The organism is Clostridium sartagoforme (assembly GCF_039521405.1).
Lineage (GTDB): Bacteria > Bacillota > Clostridia > Clostridiales > Clostridiaceae > Clostridium > Clostridium sartagoforme.
Window position 1 is genome coordinate 129641 of sequence record NZ_BAAACH010000003.1, and the last position, 16786, is coordinate 146426.

Sequence of the window (16786 nt, forward strand, 5' to 3'; positions counted from 1 at the left end):
TCCTTGTTATTTTTCGCAAGGGAACTTTTTTATGAAAGATTTAATTTTTACAATTTCTAAATCAAAACACAATAAAGAAGACTTATCTAAAATACTTAAAGAGCATCCTGAAATAAAATTTGTATCTATTGTTGGAATAGACTTATCCGGTAATGACACCGATGAAAAAATTCCTACAAGATTATTTCTAGACGATATTGACTCATTTTTAAACGGAGTTGCAATTCAGACAGATGGTTCTTCAGTTGTACTTCCTGGAATAGCAACATTAAATGATGCAAAAGTTGATATGGTGGCAGATCTTAATGCAAATTGGTTTGTTGACTATAACTTCGATTATATTGATCCAATTACTAACAAACCAGTTGGTACTCTTAGAATCCCTTCATTTTTAATTCATAACAATAAGGCAGTATGTTCAAGAAATATACTTACTTCTGCAATAAATACTTTTAAATCAACTCTTTTAGATATTTTTAAGAATAAACCTGAAACTTTAGATCCATTTGGAATTAAATATGATGATATAGATAAAATTATAATTACTTCAGCTACAGAACTAGAATTTTGGGTTAAGACTCCAAATGAACAAGCTCATATAGAAGAATTATCTACATCTCAAGTATTACAAGAGCAATACTGGACTAGAACTAAAGGAACAGTAAGAACTGCACTAGAAGAAACCTTACTTCTTATGGAAGCATATGGATTTGAGCCTGAAATGGGGCATAAAGAAGTTGGAGGAGTTAAATCCAAATTAGATAGTAATGGACAATTTAATCATATAATGGAACAGCTTGAAATTGATTGGAAATACTCAGATGCTGTTCAAGCTGCTGATAATGAAATTTTTGTTAAGATCCTTACTCAAGAAACCTTTAGAAGACATGGTTTAGATGTTTCTTTTAAAGCAAAACCTATCGATGATGTTGCAGGATCTGGAATGCATGTCCATCTAGGTGTTAGCTTAAAACTTAAGGATGGAAAGAGAATAAACTTATTCCACGCAACTAAGGAGGATTTCTTAAGCTGCATCGGATATGGAGCTATAATGGGAGTATTAAAAAATTATGAAATTATGAATCCATTTATTTCTACAACTAGTGGTGCATTTAAAAGATTAAAACCTGGTTTTGAAGCCCCTATATGTATAGTTACATCTCTTGGAGTATCTCCTGATAATCCATCAAGAAATAGAACTATATTAATAGGCTTAATAAGAGACTTAATGAATCCATTAGCAACTAGATTTGAGCTTAGATCACCTAATCCTCATACAAATATATATCTAGCTCTTTCAGTTTCATATATGTCAATGCTTGATGGAATAATATATGCTCTTGAAAATAATAAAACTGAAGAAGAGCTTTTAGTTGAATTATCGAAGAAACCTGGCGAAGATGCTAAATATTTAGAAAAGACAAGAGCTTATAGAAGTGAAGAAGATGTATTTGAGTTCTACTCCGATCTAGAGAGAGATGAATACTTTAGTAAGGCTCCAGCTACAGTGTACGAAAATCTTCTTCAGTTAGATAAATATCCTGATAAGCTAAATGTATTAAAAAGAAATGATGTCTTTAGTGATAAATTAATAAATAGTTTTAAACTTGCAACTATTCAAAGATGGACTACAGATATTATTCACAGAATAATATTAAACCATGCTTCTGAAGTTAGATCATTTAAAAAATTACATTCTGATAATGCATTAGATTTAGATATATCAAATTGGATGACTATAGATAACCTTAGACATTATATAATGAAAGATACTTATACAAATAAGGGGTTATTCACTCGAATAAAAGAGGCTTTAACTAATGAAAACTATGCTGTTGCTTCCGACTTACTAATTGAGTTAGAAGATAAAATGAGCTCATTAAGAAAGCTTTACAATAACTACACTAAAAATTTATTAGATATATAAATTTAATTAAAGGATTAGGATTAACATCTTAATCCTTTAATTATGTATAAATTAATATGTGACTGCTAGTAATATATTACATAAATTGTTATAATATAAATAAAAAGTAGAGGTATAAAATATGAGACTTGTTCCTTTAGAAAGTGTTCGAATTAATTCATATCTTGCTAAAACCTTATACGATATTGAAGGAAGAGTTTTACTAAATGAAGGTACTAAAATCAATACTGTCTTAATAGAAAAACTAAGAAGTTTCAATATAGACTTATTATATATTATTGATGATTTAAGTAATGATGATATTAAAAATATAATAAAACCTGATCTTAGGAATAAAGCTTTAGAATTAATAAATAGTACATTTAAAAATGCAGAAATCTCAGGCTTATCTAATGATAATGATGAATATTTGAAATCTGTTTATTTATTAGCAGAAGAGCTTCTAGATGCTATACTGTCTAATGATGATTTATTACCTTATTTAGTAGATATACGAAATCTGAACTTAAATACTTATAATCACTGTGTAAATGTTGCTATTATATCCTTAGTAGTTGGAATAAATTTAAAGCTTAATAGAACTGAGCTTTTAAACCTGGCTACAGGTGCACTGATACATGATATAGGTAAAGCTTTTATATATAAAGGTTTAGTTATGAAAGATGCTCCACTAACTTATGATGAATTTGAATTAATGAAAAATCATTGTCAGAAAGGGTATAATTATATAGAGAATAATGCTTTTATCAATAATGATATTAAAATGATAGTATTACAGCATCATGAAAGAATTGATGGTTTAGGGTATCCTAATGGATTATTTGGAAATCAAATAAATAAACTTGCTAAAATAGTTTCAATTGCAGATATTTATGATATGTTAACATCACAGAAATATTATATACAATCAATGTGCGCCAGTGATGCTTTGGAATATATAATGAGTCATGCAGGTACTATCTTTGATTTCAATATAGTTAAAGTCTTTTCTAAAGTTATTGTTCCTTTCCCATACGGGACAGTTGTTAGGTTAAGTAATGGTGATTTAGGTATTGTTAAAGAGACCTTTTCAAACTTTCCCTTAAGACCTAATATCAAAATAATAAAAAGTAATATAAAAGAAAATGAAGGAACAACTATAAGTTTAATAAATGAATTATCGATAGTTATATCACATATAGAAAAAGTTGTATGAAGCTTAAGGTAGAGAATATCTCTGCCTTTTTTATATCCATGCTGGAATACTTATCTTTTCATTATCAATAATAGAAGATTTATTCCCTATTACGTTTTTTATAATACTTTTACTTTTATTTAATGAATTACTATTTATAAATTCTTCAGCTTCCTTCATACTATTTGCTTTAAATATAAACGTCCATCCATCTTTATCATATTTTCCTGTACACATTAAATACTTTTCTGTTACATTACTTATATGTTGTCTATCTACTATTAAACTTTTAAATTCACCTATTGTTTTATAATTTAATTTTACAAAAATATCATTGTTCATATTGACCTCCACCAAACATAAGTTCTATAATATTAATATATACGAACGTACGTTTTATGTCAATACTTGTATAAACTTTTATTTAAAAATTTATTTTTTTGTATAAATATATTATTTGTTGTCGAAAATAATATATTGCGAAGCAATTTATATAGTTCACAGCGCACAGTTCACAGTTTCTTAATTCAGTAGAGCTGAATTATTTCCATAACTGTGAATTGTGCCTTGTGAACTGTGAACTGAAAAATGCTTCGCATTTTTAAACAAAATCTAATACCTATTCTCTCACACCTGTCTCCTTTTCTCTGTTCATTGTTATTTTATCAAAGAAACTGTGCGTTATGAACATAAGTACTACTCTGCTATATTAAATACCTCTAAGTTCTCATTTTCTATTCCAAAGTATTTAACTTCTGCTATTGCTCTTAATGTATCTAACGATGTTATAACTTCTATATTTCTTTCTACTGCCGCTCTTCTTATTATAAATCCGTCTCTTTTTGAATCATTACCCTTTGTTGGAGTATTTATTACTAAATCAACTGCCTTACTTTTTATTATGTCTAATATATTAGGCTTATCTTCATGAAGCTTTCTTACTGTTTCAACTTCTATATCAACTTCCTTTAAAAGATTAGCTGTTCCTTCTGTTGCAATAAATTTATATCCTATTTCTGATAACATTTTAGCTATAGGCAAGAATTCCTTTTTATCATGATTATTTATTGTAGCCAATATCTTCTTTTCTTTATTTGAAGGATACATACTAGCTGCTACAAATCCTTTATATAATGCTTCTCTTATAGTTCTTCCTACTCCTAGTACTTCTCCTGTAGATCTCATTTCTGGCCCTAAGGATACTTCAACTTTAGGTAATTTTTGAGTTGAGAATACAGGGACCTTTACTGAAACTAAATCTGGCTCTATATATATATCTACTCCGTATCCTAAATCTTTTAACTTGTATCCAAGCATTACTTTTGTAGCCAAATCTACTATAGGTACCTTACTTACTTTACTTATATATGGTACGGTTCTTGAGGCTCTTGGATTTACTTCTATTATATAAAGATTTCCTTCAAACTCTATAAACTGAATATTTATCATACCCTTAATACCAATTGATGTTGCAATCTTTTTTGTATAATTTAAAACTTTACTTTTTATTTTATTGCTTATATTTTGGCTCGGATACATTGTTACTGAATCTCCAGAGTGTACCCCAGCTCTTTCTAAGTGCTCCATTACTCCTGGTATAAGAATATTTTCTCCATCAGATATAGCATCTACTTCAATTTCTCTACCCATTAAATATTTATCTACTAATATAGGATTCTTCTTATCTTTTGAAAAAGCATTCTTTAAATAATACTTTAACTCTTCTTCATCAAAAGTTATTTCCATTCCTTGTCCCCCTAAGACATATGAAGGTCTTACAAGTACAGGAAAACCTAACCTTTCAGCTTCTTCTAACCCTTCTTCTACAGTCCAAACCCCTTTGCCTTTTGGCCTATCAATCCCTAAGCTTTCAAGTAATTCATCAAACTTCTCTCTATCTTCTGCCATATCTATTTGATCTGCTGTTGTTCCTAAAGTTTTTATTCCTTTTTCTTTTAAGAAGTTCGCAAGTTTTATAGCTGTCTGTCCACCAAATTGAAGGATAACTCCATATGGATTTTCTTTTTCTATTATATTTAATACATCTTCTTCTGTAAGTGGTTCAAAGTATAGTTTATCTGATATATTAAAATCCGTACTTACTGTTTCTGGATTATTATTTACTATTATAGTTTCAATTCCCATTTTTCTTAATGCCATTACACAATGTACTGAAGCATAATCAAATTCTATTCCTTGCCCTATTCTAATTGGCCCTGATCCTATAACTAATACCTTTTTCTTATCAGATACCTGAACTTCATCATATTGTTCATAAGTTGAATAATAATATGGTGATAATGCTTCAAATTCCCCTCCACAAGTATCAACCATCTTGTATGAAGGCTTTATGTTCCAAATGCTTCTTAACTTATATATATCATCTGGATTAACCTTCAGCATATCAGCTATCGCTTTATCTGAAAACCCCTTTTTCTTTAATTCTAATAACCATTCCTTATCTAAATCATCTATTTTATTTAGCTTTAATCTAGTTTCTTCTTCCACTATCCATTTAAACTTCTCTAGGAAAAATATATCTATTCCTGTTATTTTAGATATACTTTCTATTCTATAATCTCTTCTTATCATTTCTGCAAGAGCAAATAGTCTTTCATCATCAGGCTTCATTACTATAGTTTTTAATTCTTGTATGCTTAATTCTTTGAACTTAGGGTGATCTAAAGAATACTTACCTATTTCTAAGCTTCTTATTCCCTTTAAAAGCGCTGCCTCTAAATTAGATCCTATAGCCATTACTTCTCCAGTTGCCATCATTTTAGTTCCTAAAGTTCTATCTGCTGTATAGAATTTATCAAAAGGCCACTTTGGAATTTTTACTACTACATAATCTAATGTTGGCTCAAAGCAAGCATAAGTCTTTTGAGTTACTGCATTTTTAATTTCATCTAATCCATATCCTAATGCTATCTTTGCTGCAAGTTTAGCTATTGGGTATCCTGTTGCCTTTGATGCTAATGCTGATGACCTCGATACTCTTGGATTAATTTCTATTACTGCATATTGAAATGAATTTGGATTTAATGCAAATTGAACATTACATCCTCCTTCTATTCCTACTGCATTTATTATATTTATAGCTGAAGTTCTAAGCATTTGATATTCTTTATCAGATAATGTTTGTGATGGAGCAACTACTATACTATCTCCTGTATGAATTCCTACTGGATCTATATTCTCCATATTACATACAGTTATACAGTTCCCATAAGAATCTCTCATAACCTCATATTCTATTTCCTTCCATCCCTTAACTGACTTTTCCAGTAAAACTTGTCCTATTGTGCTTAATTGTAAGCCAGATGATAATATTTCTCTAAGCTCTTCTTCATTATCAGCTATTCCACCACCAGTTCCTCCTAATGTGTATGCCGGTCTAACTATTACTGGATATCCTATACTTGAAGCATACTCTACGCCAGCTTCCATTTCAGTTATTATTTCACTTTGTATAACTGGTTCGTTTATTCTATTCATCATATTTCTAAAAAGCTCTCTGTCTTCACCTTCTTTAATAGATTGAATAGATGTTCCTATTACTTTTACATTATATTTTTCAAGTATTCCTGCTTCATGTAAATCTACCGCAAGATTAAGCCCCGTTTGTCCTCCCATTCCTGTAAGCAAACTATCAGGTCTTTCTTTATCTATAACCTTTTCTAGAAAATCAATTGTTAATGGCTCAATATATACTTTGTCTGCAACCTCTGCATCAGTCATTATAGTTGCTGGGTTGGAATTAACCAAAACTACTTCTATGCCTTCTTCTTTAAGTGCTTGGCATGCTTGAGTTCCTGAATAATCAAATTCAGCTGCTTGCCCTATAACAATCGGGCCTGATCCTATTACTAAAACTTTTTTTATATATTTATTTAACGGCATATCTAACCCCTCCTATAATGCATACTTTATAAATTTATCAAAGATATATTCGCTATCCTGTGGACCTGCTGCAGCTTCCGGATGGAATTGAACCGAAAATATTGGAAGCTTAGTATGCTTCATTCCTTCAATAGTTCCATCATTTATATTTATATGAGTTGCTACAACATCTTCTGGGAGTGTTTCAACTACATACCCATGATTTTGTGATGTAATATGAACTTTATTTTCTTCTAAATCCTTAACCGGATGGTTACATCCCCTGTGTCCAAATTTTAATTTAGTAGTCTTACCACCTAGTGTTAATGCTAAAAGTTGATGTCCTAGACATATGCCTACTAATGGTTTCTTTCCCGCTAACTTCTTTATATTTTCTATTACATCTGGTAAATCTTCTGGATCCCCAGGACCATTTGACAAAAATACTAAGTCAGGGTTTACTTTTAAAAGCTCTTCTGCTGTTACTTTCATAGGGAAAATAGTTAACTTGCAATTTCTATCTTTAAAATTTCTTATTATATTTTCTTTTATACCAAAATCTATAATCGCAACATGCTTTCCAGTTCCATCTATTTCATACTTCTTTTCAGTACTTACCATGCTAACTGCTTTTTTATTTGTAAATAATGCTATTCTATCTTTAACCTCTTCTAAAGTTACATCTTCTAAGGTAATAATCCCCTTCATTGTTCCATGATTTCTCAAAACCTTTGTTAAGGCTCTTGTATCTATTCCTTCTAGTCCTATTATTTTATTTTGTTTTAAGTAATCTTCTAAATTTATTTCACACCTGAAATTATTAGGATGATTACATTTTTCTCTAACTATGAATCCCCTAACCTTTGGAGACTTTGATTCCATATCCTCTAAGTTAATCCCATAATTCCCCACAAGAGGATAAGTCATTGTAACTATTTGACCGTAATAAGATGGATCAGTTAACACCTCTTGGTATCCTGTCATACCAGTAGTAAATACTACTTCCCCTATGCTGTCCTTTAAATAACCAAAAGCTTTTCCTTCAAAAACCATGCCATTTTCTAATATTAGCTTTGCTTTCATATTTAGCCCTCCTTAAAATTAAACATATTTAGCTAAAAATACACTTCATAAAACAAAAACAAAAGGATAATAAGAAGACAACAAATTATAGTTCTCTTCCTACTATCCTTATATATTTAGTATCAGTATTAGAAAATGCCCTTACTGACATAGTTATGCAATTATTTTGTGAATATAAATATAACATAATCATACTCCCTTTCTGGCCTCACAGGACCAATTTAAAGTGTACATTTTAACTTCACTCAAAATTAATTATCTTTTTGATAATATTTTATATTTTATATAACTATATGTCAATGTTTTTAAACAATATTAATAATTATGCAATAAATAGATATATATTATATCCAAATAAATATTCATAGCTATTAAAATATAATCTGCTCATCATAAGCGTAGGCTAGTACACTACTGATACTTATATTATAGATAGTAGATTTATTTAATAATTATCTACTATCTATAATACACTATAATATAAAATAAATATATATATATTATGAATAAAAATTCATTAATAGCTAATTTTTATTCATAAATTGTAAAGTAATTTGTCTATCCTTAAATAGTATAATCCTATCATATTTAGCATCAATATACTTATTATTAAATAGTTACTTAAGTCACTCTAACAGTGACTTATTTCAATATAAAAATTTAAAATATTATCTTATAATAAAAATATATTAGGAAATATTTTCATAATTAATATTGATATTATTCTTTTTAATGATATAATATAGTATATATTAACTCTTAATAAAATAATTTATACCGTTGTAGAAGGGGGTAACTAAGTGCTTAAATTAAAAAATGTAAGTAAAAGTTTTAAAAAATCAAAGGTAGTTGATAATTTATCTTTTTCAGTAGATAAAGGTGAAATTGTTGGACTGCTTGGAGAAAATGGTGCTGGAAAGACAACAACATTAAGAATGATTTCTACTATGTTACAGATAACTGAAGGTGAAATTAACGTAAATGACATTGATGTTAAATCCAATTCTGAAAAAGTAAGAAAAGAAATAGGAATACTGTTTGGCGGAGATGTTGGGCTTTATGATAGACTAAGTGGTAGAGAAAACATACGTTACTTTGCCAATCTTTATGGAATGGACAAGAAAACAGCTGACAAGCGAATTGATGAATTGGCAAAAAGCTTTGAAATGGAAGACTATATAAATAAACCTGTTGGTAAATATTCTAGAGGTATGAAACAAAAAATCTCAATTGCTAGATCAATAGTTCATAATCCATCCGTTATGCTTTTTGATGAACCTACTACTGGATTGGATGTAAGTGCTGCCAGGATAGTTCAAGATTTTATACTTCAATGTAAAGCTGAAAATAAAATCATATTATTCTCTAGTCATTCTATGAAAGAAGTTGAAAAACTTTGTGATAGAGTTGTAATTATAAATAAAGGAAGATTACTGGAAGATTGTACATTAAGTCATTTAAAAGAAAAGTATAACAATGATGATTTAGAAGAAACTTTCTTAGGTCTTATAGGAGGTCATAGTAATGAATAATTTTTTAACTGTATTAAAAAAGGAATTATTAGACATTGTAAGAGATAAAAAAACATTAGTATTCACTCTAATACTTCCTATACTTATATATCCTATAATGTTCAAATTTATGTCTTCCGCCATGGAAAAGACTCAATCTGACGTTCAAAAGGAAATTAACATTTATGTGGATGGAAATAAAGATTCTGCTATGGCAAAAGCTATAACATCTTTAGATAATATTAAAACGCCTGATATATCATCTCCAAGTGAAGCATTAAAAAATGGGGATATTCAGATTATAGTAAAAATCCCTGATAACTTCGATGCAAATATAGCACAAGGTAAAAATGATACTATTGAACTTTTAATAGATGAAGAATCCAATAAGTCTATGATCGCAAGTAGCCTGATTAGTGAAGTATATGAAAATTATAAAAATTCCATAGTTGAACAACGTTTAATTGAAAATGGAATTGATTCCTCTATATTAAAACCTTTTGAGGTTACTATTAAATCAGGAATAAACACTGATAATGAGGATATTAATGCTGGGGCTACAATGCTTCTTACTATGATTCCTACACTAATTGTTATTCTTATGGTATCTTCTACAGTTGGTATGGCAGCTGATCTTGGTGCTGGTGAAAAAGAAAGATTTACATTTGAACCACTTTTATCAACATCAGCTAAAAGATCTTCATTACTTTGGGGTAAAATAGCTGCTTTATGTACTGTCTCATTTATAGCACTAATAGCCAACCTTACAGCAATGGTAATATCCATGCAAAAGTTTATGGTTATTGGTGAAGAAGTTAATTTTAAACTTACTCCTGAAACAATCCTTGGAATGCTTGTAATTGGAGCTCTAGTTTTAGTTACTTTGTCAGCATTACAAATATCTGTAAGTATATATGCAAGGGCAACTAAAGAAGCTAATTCTTATCTAGCTGCTATTACTATGCCAACTATGATTTTATCATTTATACCTTATATGATGGATGCAAAAGGTATAAATCCTGCATTCTTCAATATTCCTATAACAAATGCAATTTGTTTAATGAAGGAATTTACAGTTGGTATATTTGATATTAAGCATATTGCTTTGGTTGTTGGATGGCATATAGTTTATATAATTGCTTCCATAATTTTCGCTAAATCTATGTTCTCAAAGGAAGAAGTTATATTTAGAAACTAATATTATACTTGGATACTTGATAATTTATCTTGGAGGCTTATATTATGAAAGAAATAAAAATAGATAACTGTCCTTATTGTGGAGCGACAGAATTTACTAAGGGATATCAAACTGCACAAGGAAGTATGTATCCACAGACATTCGGATTGAAATTAGGATGCCCTATTGAACACACTATTTGTACCGAATGTGGAAGTATTGTACATTCAAGAGTAACTAAGATAGAAAGATTTAAATAAAGAATGATATATTTTTAGCCTATGGGGTACCCCATAGGCTATTTTTTTCTTGATTATTCATTTCCCATTATTAATTATCAATTACAGAAAGCTCTCCAAGCTTTTTATCTAATTTTCTTATATCGGGCCATGTATGATAATTAGCACCTTCTTTAGAGTAATATTCTATAAAATCTTCTATACTAACCTCATATTTTTCAGATCCATCTAATTCTATTTGTAATACTTCTGTATTTAGTATATTAAATTCTGTTATCTCTCCTATAGATATTGACTCATCCCCATAAAAAAATATAACTCCATTTTCAACTAAGACTTCATATAACTCTAAAATATCATCTATAATATTCACTTCCATTAATCTCACCTATCCTTTGTTCATCATTAATATTATCTTTCTAGATAAGCTTCTAGGAATAAATTTATTTAATGTAACTATTAATTTATTTTTAAATCCTGGAATTATTATTACTTTTCCCTTTCTAAAATCTTTATAAGCTATTTCTGCAACATCCTTAGCTGACATTAATGTATTTTTAGCTCCTTCACTTTTCTTTATTCCTGATTTTTCTTGGAAACTTGTTTTTACAGGCCCTGGACATAGACAGCTTATTTTTATTTCACTATTCTTTACTTCTTCGTGTAAAGCTTCCGTAAAATTAAGCACATAAGCCTTTGAAGCATAATAAACAGCCATCTTTGGTCCAGCACAAAAAGCAGCTGTTGAAGCTACATTCATAATAGCTCCCTCTCCATGTTCTATCATAATAGGTAGGAATGTTTTAGTTAGCTCCGTTAAAGCTCTTATATTTACATCTATTAATTTTAATTCCTTCTCCATTTCTATTTCGCTTATGTAACCAAAAGATCCTAGTCCTGCATTGTTAATTAAAATATCCACAGATATATTTTTTTTATCCACAAAATCTAATACTTTTTCACAAGAGTTATCCTCAGATAAATCTAAAGCAATAGTATAAACCTTAATGCTATATAAGCTTAACTCTTCTTTTACTCCCCTTAATCTCTGTTCATCCCTTGCAACTAAAATTAAGTTATTTCCATCACTGGCATATAACTTTGCTAACTCATACCCAATTCCAGTAGTTGCTCCAGTTATTAATACATAGCTCCTACCATACGGTTTACCCATAAAAATCCTCCATATAAACTTAATCTTTTTTATTTATAAATTTATATCTAAATATACCATATACCTCTCAATATATAAATATTAATTAACACTCTAATATATTAATTATTAATAAATAATTTTCATTAAAGTAAAAAATAAGAGCTGTATCCTAATTACTTAAAATACAACTCCCATTATTTAATTAGCTAGTAATTATAACCTTATCCTAGTGCTTGAATAACAAAGTTTAATAAGAATAATAAGCTTACAGTGTACATTATTGGATGAACATCTTTGGCTTGTTTTTTTATTATCTTAACTAAACAATAAGCTAAAAATCCTGCTGCAATACCGTTTGTTATGCTATAAGTAAATGGCATAAATGCTATAACAAAGAATGCTGGAACAGCTATATCAAAATCACCCCATTCAATATTCTTAAGTGATTCTGCCATTAATACCCCTACAACAATTAAAGCTGGTGCTGTTGCTGCTGCTGGAACCATACCCATTACTGGTGAAAAGAATAATGATATTAGAAACAATCCTGCAACTGTTACAGATGTTAATCCTGTTCTTCCACCTTGCCCGATACCTGCAGCACTTTCCACATAAGTTGTTGTGTTACTAGTACCTAATAATGCTCCAGTTGAAGTTGCTATTGCATCTGCAAATAAAGCTCTTTCAAGTTTTGATTTAGAACCATTTCCTTCAGAAAATAACTTTTCATCATTTTCATCAAATATACCCGCTTTTCTTCCTGTTCCTAAAAATGTTCCTATTGTATCAAATGTATCAGATAATGAAAAAGCAAATATAGTTGTAAATACTAATAATATCCTAGATGGATCACTAAATAATCCCTTAATATCTAATTTAAAGAATGTTGGTGCTAAGCTTGGCACACTAAAATCCATAGTTGAAAAATCCGCCACGTGTGTAACTCCATTAAAAGTACCTATTACAGTTGTTGCTAATATTCCAATTAAAATTGCACCTTTAACATTTAGTAACATTAATACTACAGTTATTACTAATCCTATTAGTGCAAGTATAGCTACTGGATCTTTAAAGTTAGTAATAGCTGGTACTATATCTGCAAATACCGCAGAATCACCTGTATCTAAAATTTTATTTGCTGCCTCTCCAGTAAAATTTATAAAATGAGCTTGTTTAATTCCTAAGTAAGCTATAAATAGTCCTATTCCTCCAGATATAGCATATTGAAGAGATAGTGGAATTGCTTGTATTATCATTTTTCTTATTTTAGTAGTAGTTATAATTATGTTTATAATTCCGCATATAAATACCATGGCTAATGCTTGGTTCCATGTAAAACCAAGACCTAATACTACTGTAAATGTAAATAATGCATTTAATCCCATTCCTGGTGCTTGTGCAAAAGGAACATTTGCTACTAATCCCATAACTAAAGTACCAATAGCTGATGCAAGAATTGTTGCTACAAAGACTGCGCCCTTGTCCATTCCTGTTATAGATAACATTGCTGGATTTACGAATAATATATATGCCATAGTTAAAAATGTAGTTAGTCCTGCCATTAATTCTGTCTTTACATTTGTTCCGTTTTCTTTTAATTTAAAAAACTTATTCATAATAACCCCCGTTTCGAATATTTCATATTCATTTTATCATTTTATTCGTATTTAATCAATATTTTTATTTTTATTTTTGATTTTTTATATATAATATTGCTTTTTAAGGTGGATTCATCTTATTCACTGTTCATCAACACGAACATTTCAATGCAAGATATATATTTATAATTTGTCTTCAATATGGTTTTTAGTATTATCAGCTTTTTGCTTGATATAATATTTCAAGAATTATTCTATATATTTACAATAAAGTTTCAAACAGGTATAATATGTATATAACTACACTGTATTCATATACATGAAGATAAATATTCTAATAAATCACAATTGAAGCTTTCTATGGGACAGCTTCATTAGATAAAACTATCTATATTTTAATTATTTATAATAATCACTATATGATCTTTAGTTGTCGAACTAACAGAAAAAGAGGCTGGTTTAGTATTGAATTTAAAACCAATACCTAGTAATTTCATTTATTAAATATTTATATAGGAGGACTTATAATGAAAAGAGAAGTTCAAAAAATACCTGTTCCTTTATTAATTTTTGGTAGTGACTTTAATAGACACAATACAAATATATATATAAAGAATCACACAGGTTATAACCTAGAAAATTCTACTATTGAAAGAACTGGTACCGGGGGACATCCTATTAAATTAGGAACTATAAAAGCAATGAGTTCTGATATCGCCGAAGAAATATATCCTTCACCAACTATGGAAAAATCAGATTTAATCTTAAATTACGTATTAAATGGTGAAAACCATAGTTCTGTTATACACGGTAATATAGTGCTTACTGATATAAGACCCTTAGTTATTGATATAATTGAAGAAAATGGAGAATTAATTTTTTCAGCAACACGTATAACGCATGAAGATATAAGTAATTAAAAATAAAAGTGAGGCATTAAATCCTCACTTTTCATTTACTATAAATTATTTCTTTTCATCTTCAGTCACTCTTCCATCTGAGCTGCTTACAGGAATTGCTTCTCCTAAAAACTTAGGTTCTGGTTTTAATATATTTACATAAACAAAGTCCTTTAATTGTGCTAATAATTCACGTTTCTTATAACTATCCATTAATTGATACTCTCTTTTATCTGATTTTAATCCATACGCATCTATACCCATTTTTCTTGCTATATATAATGCTCTTGGCAAATGATATTCATTAGTTACTATTATAGCTTTATCTACCTTAAATATTTCTTTTGCTCTATACATAGTATCATAGGTGCTAAAGCCAGCATGATCCATAAATATTATTTTTTCATCTATATCATTTTTTAAGATATATTTTTTCATAGCTCCAACTTCATTATAATCTTCTCTTCCATGATCTCCACTTAATATAAATGTACTTCCAAGTCCTGAATTATACGCTTCTATAGATGTTTCTAGTCTATCAGCTAATATATCTGATGGTGTTCCATCACTTCTAACACCTGCCCCTAATACTATTATGGCATCATTGTTCTTTGGCAAATCATTTAAATCCAGTATATATTTATCACCATAGCTTCTGACTTTAAATATTATTGAAACTATTAAAATAATTAAAGTAATTATAAAGACTGCCATGTATGTCATAAAAGATTTCACCCACTTATTTATTCTTTTATTAAACATCTTTCCTCCATACTAATATATTCTTATACTTTACTAAATGACATCTTTATATGTGGTATTTCTGCTTCTTCATAAATATCTGATATAACCTTAAAACCTATTGATTCATATAAGTCCTTTACATATAACTGTGCAGATAATGTTATTTTATCTTCACCTAATTCATTAATTATAAAATCTACTGCTCTTTTCATCATTTCTTGAGCTATATTATTTCTTCTATATTCCTTTAATACTAGTACTCTCCCAATAGAAGGCTCCTTATAAGACATTCCAGCCTTAAGTATTCTACAATATCCTACTAAAATATCTTTATAATATACTGTTAAATGGTAACATTCCTTGTCCTTATCATCAAAATCATTTTCACTTGTAATTTTTTGATCGCAAACAAAAACTTCATATCTCACCTTTACTATGTCATAAAGTTCATTTATGTTAAGTTCATCAAAATATTTAAGTCTAAATTCAAACTCCTTCTTCATATAACTATTCCCCTTAATTCATATTCTTTATAGTACTATCATTATAATATTATTGCTTTACTTTTTCTACAAACAAACATTCTAAAACTTATTAAATTTATATAACTACACATTTCATTGATAGATATGAATAACTTTCTTTACTATAAATATATAAGTATTTATTAAAACAAAAATGAGGGTAGCTAGATACTAATTATTATAATATCTAACTTCCCTCTTGTTATTTACTTAACACTTTTCCATCTATAACTTTAATAATTCTATTACACTTATAAGCTATATTTATATCATGAGTAACTATTATTACCGTTTTTCCACCTTTATTGATTTCTTTTAATATTTCTATAACATTTTCTCCTGATGCCATATCTAAAGATCCTGTTGGTTCATCTGCTAATATTATATCCGGATTATTTATCAATGCTCTAGCAATAGCTACTCTTTGTTTTTGTCCACCTGATAGCATTGATGGTTTTTTATTTATATAGCTATCTAAACCTACTCTTCTTAATATATCTATTCCCCTTTTTTTCATAGTTTTTTTATTATTTGAATATGTTAGTGGTAAGGTTACATTATCTATAATATTATAGTCATACAATAAGTTAAAATTTTGATATACAAAGCCTATTTTCTTATTTCTTATCTCTGCTAGTTTCTTTTCACTTAAATTTTCTATTAATTGTTCATTTAAATAATAATTGCCTGTTGTTGCTACATCAATGCATCCTATAATATTTAATAATGTAGACTTTCCCGAGCCTGAAGGCCCCATTATCGCTACTAATTCTCCTTCTTGTATAGATAAATTCACATTATCTAATGCCTTAGTTTTTCCTTCTCCCTTACCATAAATCTTTGTTACGTTTCTTATATCAATACTCTTCATA

Annotated in this window: 15 protein-coding genes; 6 read left to right on the forward strand and 9 right to left on the reverse strand. The window is 28.8% G+C overall.

Going from position 1 to position 16786, the window contains the following annotated elements; all coding sequences use genetic code 11:
- Positions 1–31 precede the first annotated feature (31 nt).
- Both ABDZ60_RS01375 and ABDZ60_RS01380 read left to right on the forward strand, forming a co-directional pair.
- Complete coding sequence (locus ABDZ60_RS01375) at positions 32–1927, forward strand: type I glutamate--ammonia ligase (RefSeq protein WP_016206940.1); 1896 nt, start codon at positions 32–34, stop codon at positions 1925–1927.
- A 121-nt stretch (positions 1928–2048) separates the two neighbouring features.
- On the forward strand, positions 2049–3122 hold the full coding sequence (locus tag ABDZ60_RS01380; protein WP_016206941.1) for an HD-GYP domain-containing protein: 1074 nt from the start codon (positions 2049–2051) through the stop codon (positions 3120–3122).
- 30 nt (positions 3123–3152) lie between these two features.
- Here the strand turns inward: ABDZ60_RS01380 and ABDZ60_RS01385 are convergent, their stop codons facing one another.
- From ABDZ60_RS01385 to ABDZ60_RS01395, 3 genes are all read right to left on the reverse strand, one after another.
- The gene (locus ABDZ60_RS01385) at positions 3153–3443 is read right to left on the reverse strand and encodes a hypothetical protein (RefSeq protein ID WP_016206942.1); all 291 of its coding nucleotides are present in this window, start codon (positions 3441–3443) and stop codon (positions 3153–3155) included.
- A 354-nt stretch (positions 3444–3797) separates the two neighbouring features.
- Positions 3798–7004 (reverse strand): carbamoyl-phosphate synthase large subunit, encoded by a 3207-nt coding sequence (gene carB, locus ABDZ60_RS01390; protein ID WP_016206943.1) that lies wholly within the window; start codon positions 7002–7004, stop codon positions 3798–3800.
- Between the two features lie 12 nt (positions 7005–7016).
- Positions 7017–8066, reverse strand: coding sequence for a carbamoyl phosphate synthase small subunit (locus tag ABDZ60_RS01395; RefSeq protein WP_016206944.1), 1050 nt, complete (start codon positions 8064–8066; stop codon positions 7017–7019).
- 800 nt (positions 8067–8866) lie between these two features.
- On the opposite strand from ABDZ60_RS01395, the gene ABDZ60_RS01400 reads away from it, so the two are divergent.
- Genes ABDZ60_RS01400 through ABDZ60_RS01410 form a run of 3 tightly spaced genes read left to right on the forward strand, consistent with a single transcriptional unit; the run spans position 8867 to position 11014 of the window.
- Positions 8867–9598 (forward strand): ABC transporter ATP-binding protein, encoded by a 732-nt coding sequence (locus ABDZ60_RS01400; RefSeq protein WP_016206945.1) that lies wholly within the window; start codon positions 8867–8869, stop codon positions 9596–9598.
- Positions 9591–10775 (forward strand): ABC transporter permease, encoded by a 1185-nt coding sequence (locus ABDZ60_RS01405; RefSeq protein WP_016206946.1) that lies wholly within the window; start codon positions 9591–9593, stop codon positions 10773–10775. The genes ABDZ60_RS01400 and ABDZ60_RS01405 overlap by 8 nt, the downstream gene beginning before the upstream one ends.
- A gap of 44 nt (positions 10776–10819) precedes the next feature.
- Positions 10820–11014, forward strand: coding sequence for a hypothetical protein (locus ABDZ60_RS01410; RefSeq protein WP_016206947.1), 195 nt, complete (start codon positions 10820–10822; stop codon positions 11012–11014).
- A 70-nt stretch (positions 11015–11084) separates the two neighbouring features.
- Here the strand turns inward: ABDZ60_RS01410 and ABDZ60_RS01415 are convergent, their stop codons facing one another.
- From ABDZ60_RS01415 to ABDZ60_RS01425, 3 genes are all read right to left on the reverse strand, one after another.
- Positions 11085–11372 (reverse strand): hypothetical protein, encoded by a 288-nt coding sequence (locus ABDZ60_RS01415; protein ID WP_016206948.1) that lies wholly within the window; start codon positions 11370–11372, stop codon positions 11085–11087.
- 9 nt (positions 11373–11381) lie between these two features.
- Positions 11382–12167, reverse strand: a complete 786-nt coding sequence (locus tag ABDZ60_RS01420) for an SDR family NAD(P)-dependent oxidoreductase (protein ID WP_016206949.1) — start codon at positions 12165–12167, stop codon at positions 11382–11384.
- A 203-nt stretch (positions 12168–12370) separates the two neighbouring features.
- Positions 12371–13765, reverse strand: a complete 1395-nt coding sequence (locus ABDZ60_RS01425) for an NCS2 family permease (RefSeq protein WP_016206950.1) — start codon at positions 13763–13765, stop codon at positions 12371–12373.
- 509 nt (positions 13766–14274) lie between these two features.
- On the opposite strand from ABDZ60_RS01425, the gene ABDZ60_RS01430 reads away from it, so the two are divergent.
- Complete coding sequence (locus ABDZ60_RS01430; RefSeq protein ID WP_016206951.1) at positions 14275–14667, forward strand: hypothetical protein; 393 nt, start codon at positions 14275–14277, stop codon at positions 14665–14667.
- A 45-nt stretch (positions 14668–14712) separates the two neighbouring features.
- On the opposite strand, the gene ABDZ60_RS01435 is transcribed toward ABDZ60_RS01430, so the two are convergent.
- From ABDZ60_RS01435 to ABDZ60_RS01445, 3 genes are all read right to left on the reverse strand, one after another.
- The gene (locus tag ABDZ60_RS01435) at positions 14713–15408 is read right to left on the reverse strand and encodes a SanA/YdcF family protein (protein ID WP_343775245.1); all 696 of its coding nucleotides are present in this window, start codon (positions 15406–15408) and stop codon (positions 14713–14715) included.
- 23 nt (positions 15409–15431) lie between these two features.
- Positions 15432–15893: a GNAT family N-acetyltransferase gene (locus ABDZ60_RS01440; protein ID WP_016206953.1), complete on the reverse strand. Its 462-nt coding sequence runs from the start codon at positions 15891–15893 to the stop codon at positions 15432–15434.
- Positions 15894–16116: 223 nt separating this feature from the next.
- Positions 16117–16785: an ABC transporter ATP-binding protein gene (locus ABDZ60_RS01445; protein ID WP_016206954.1), complete on the reverse strand. Its 669-nt coding sequence runs from the start codon at positions 16783–16785 to the stop codon at positions 16117–16119.
- Between the last annotated feature and the right edge of the window lies 1 nt (position 16786).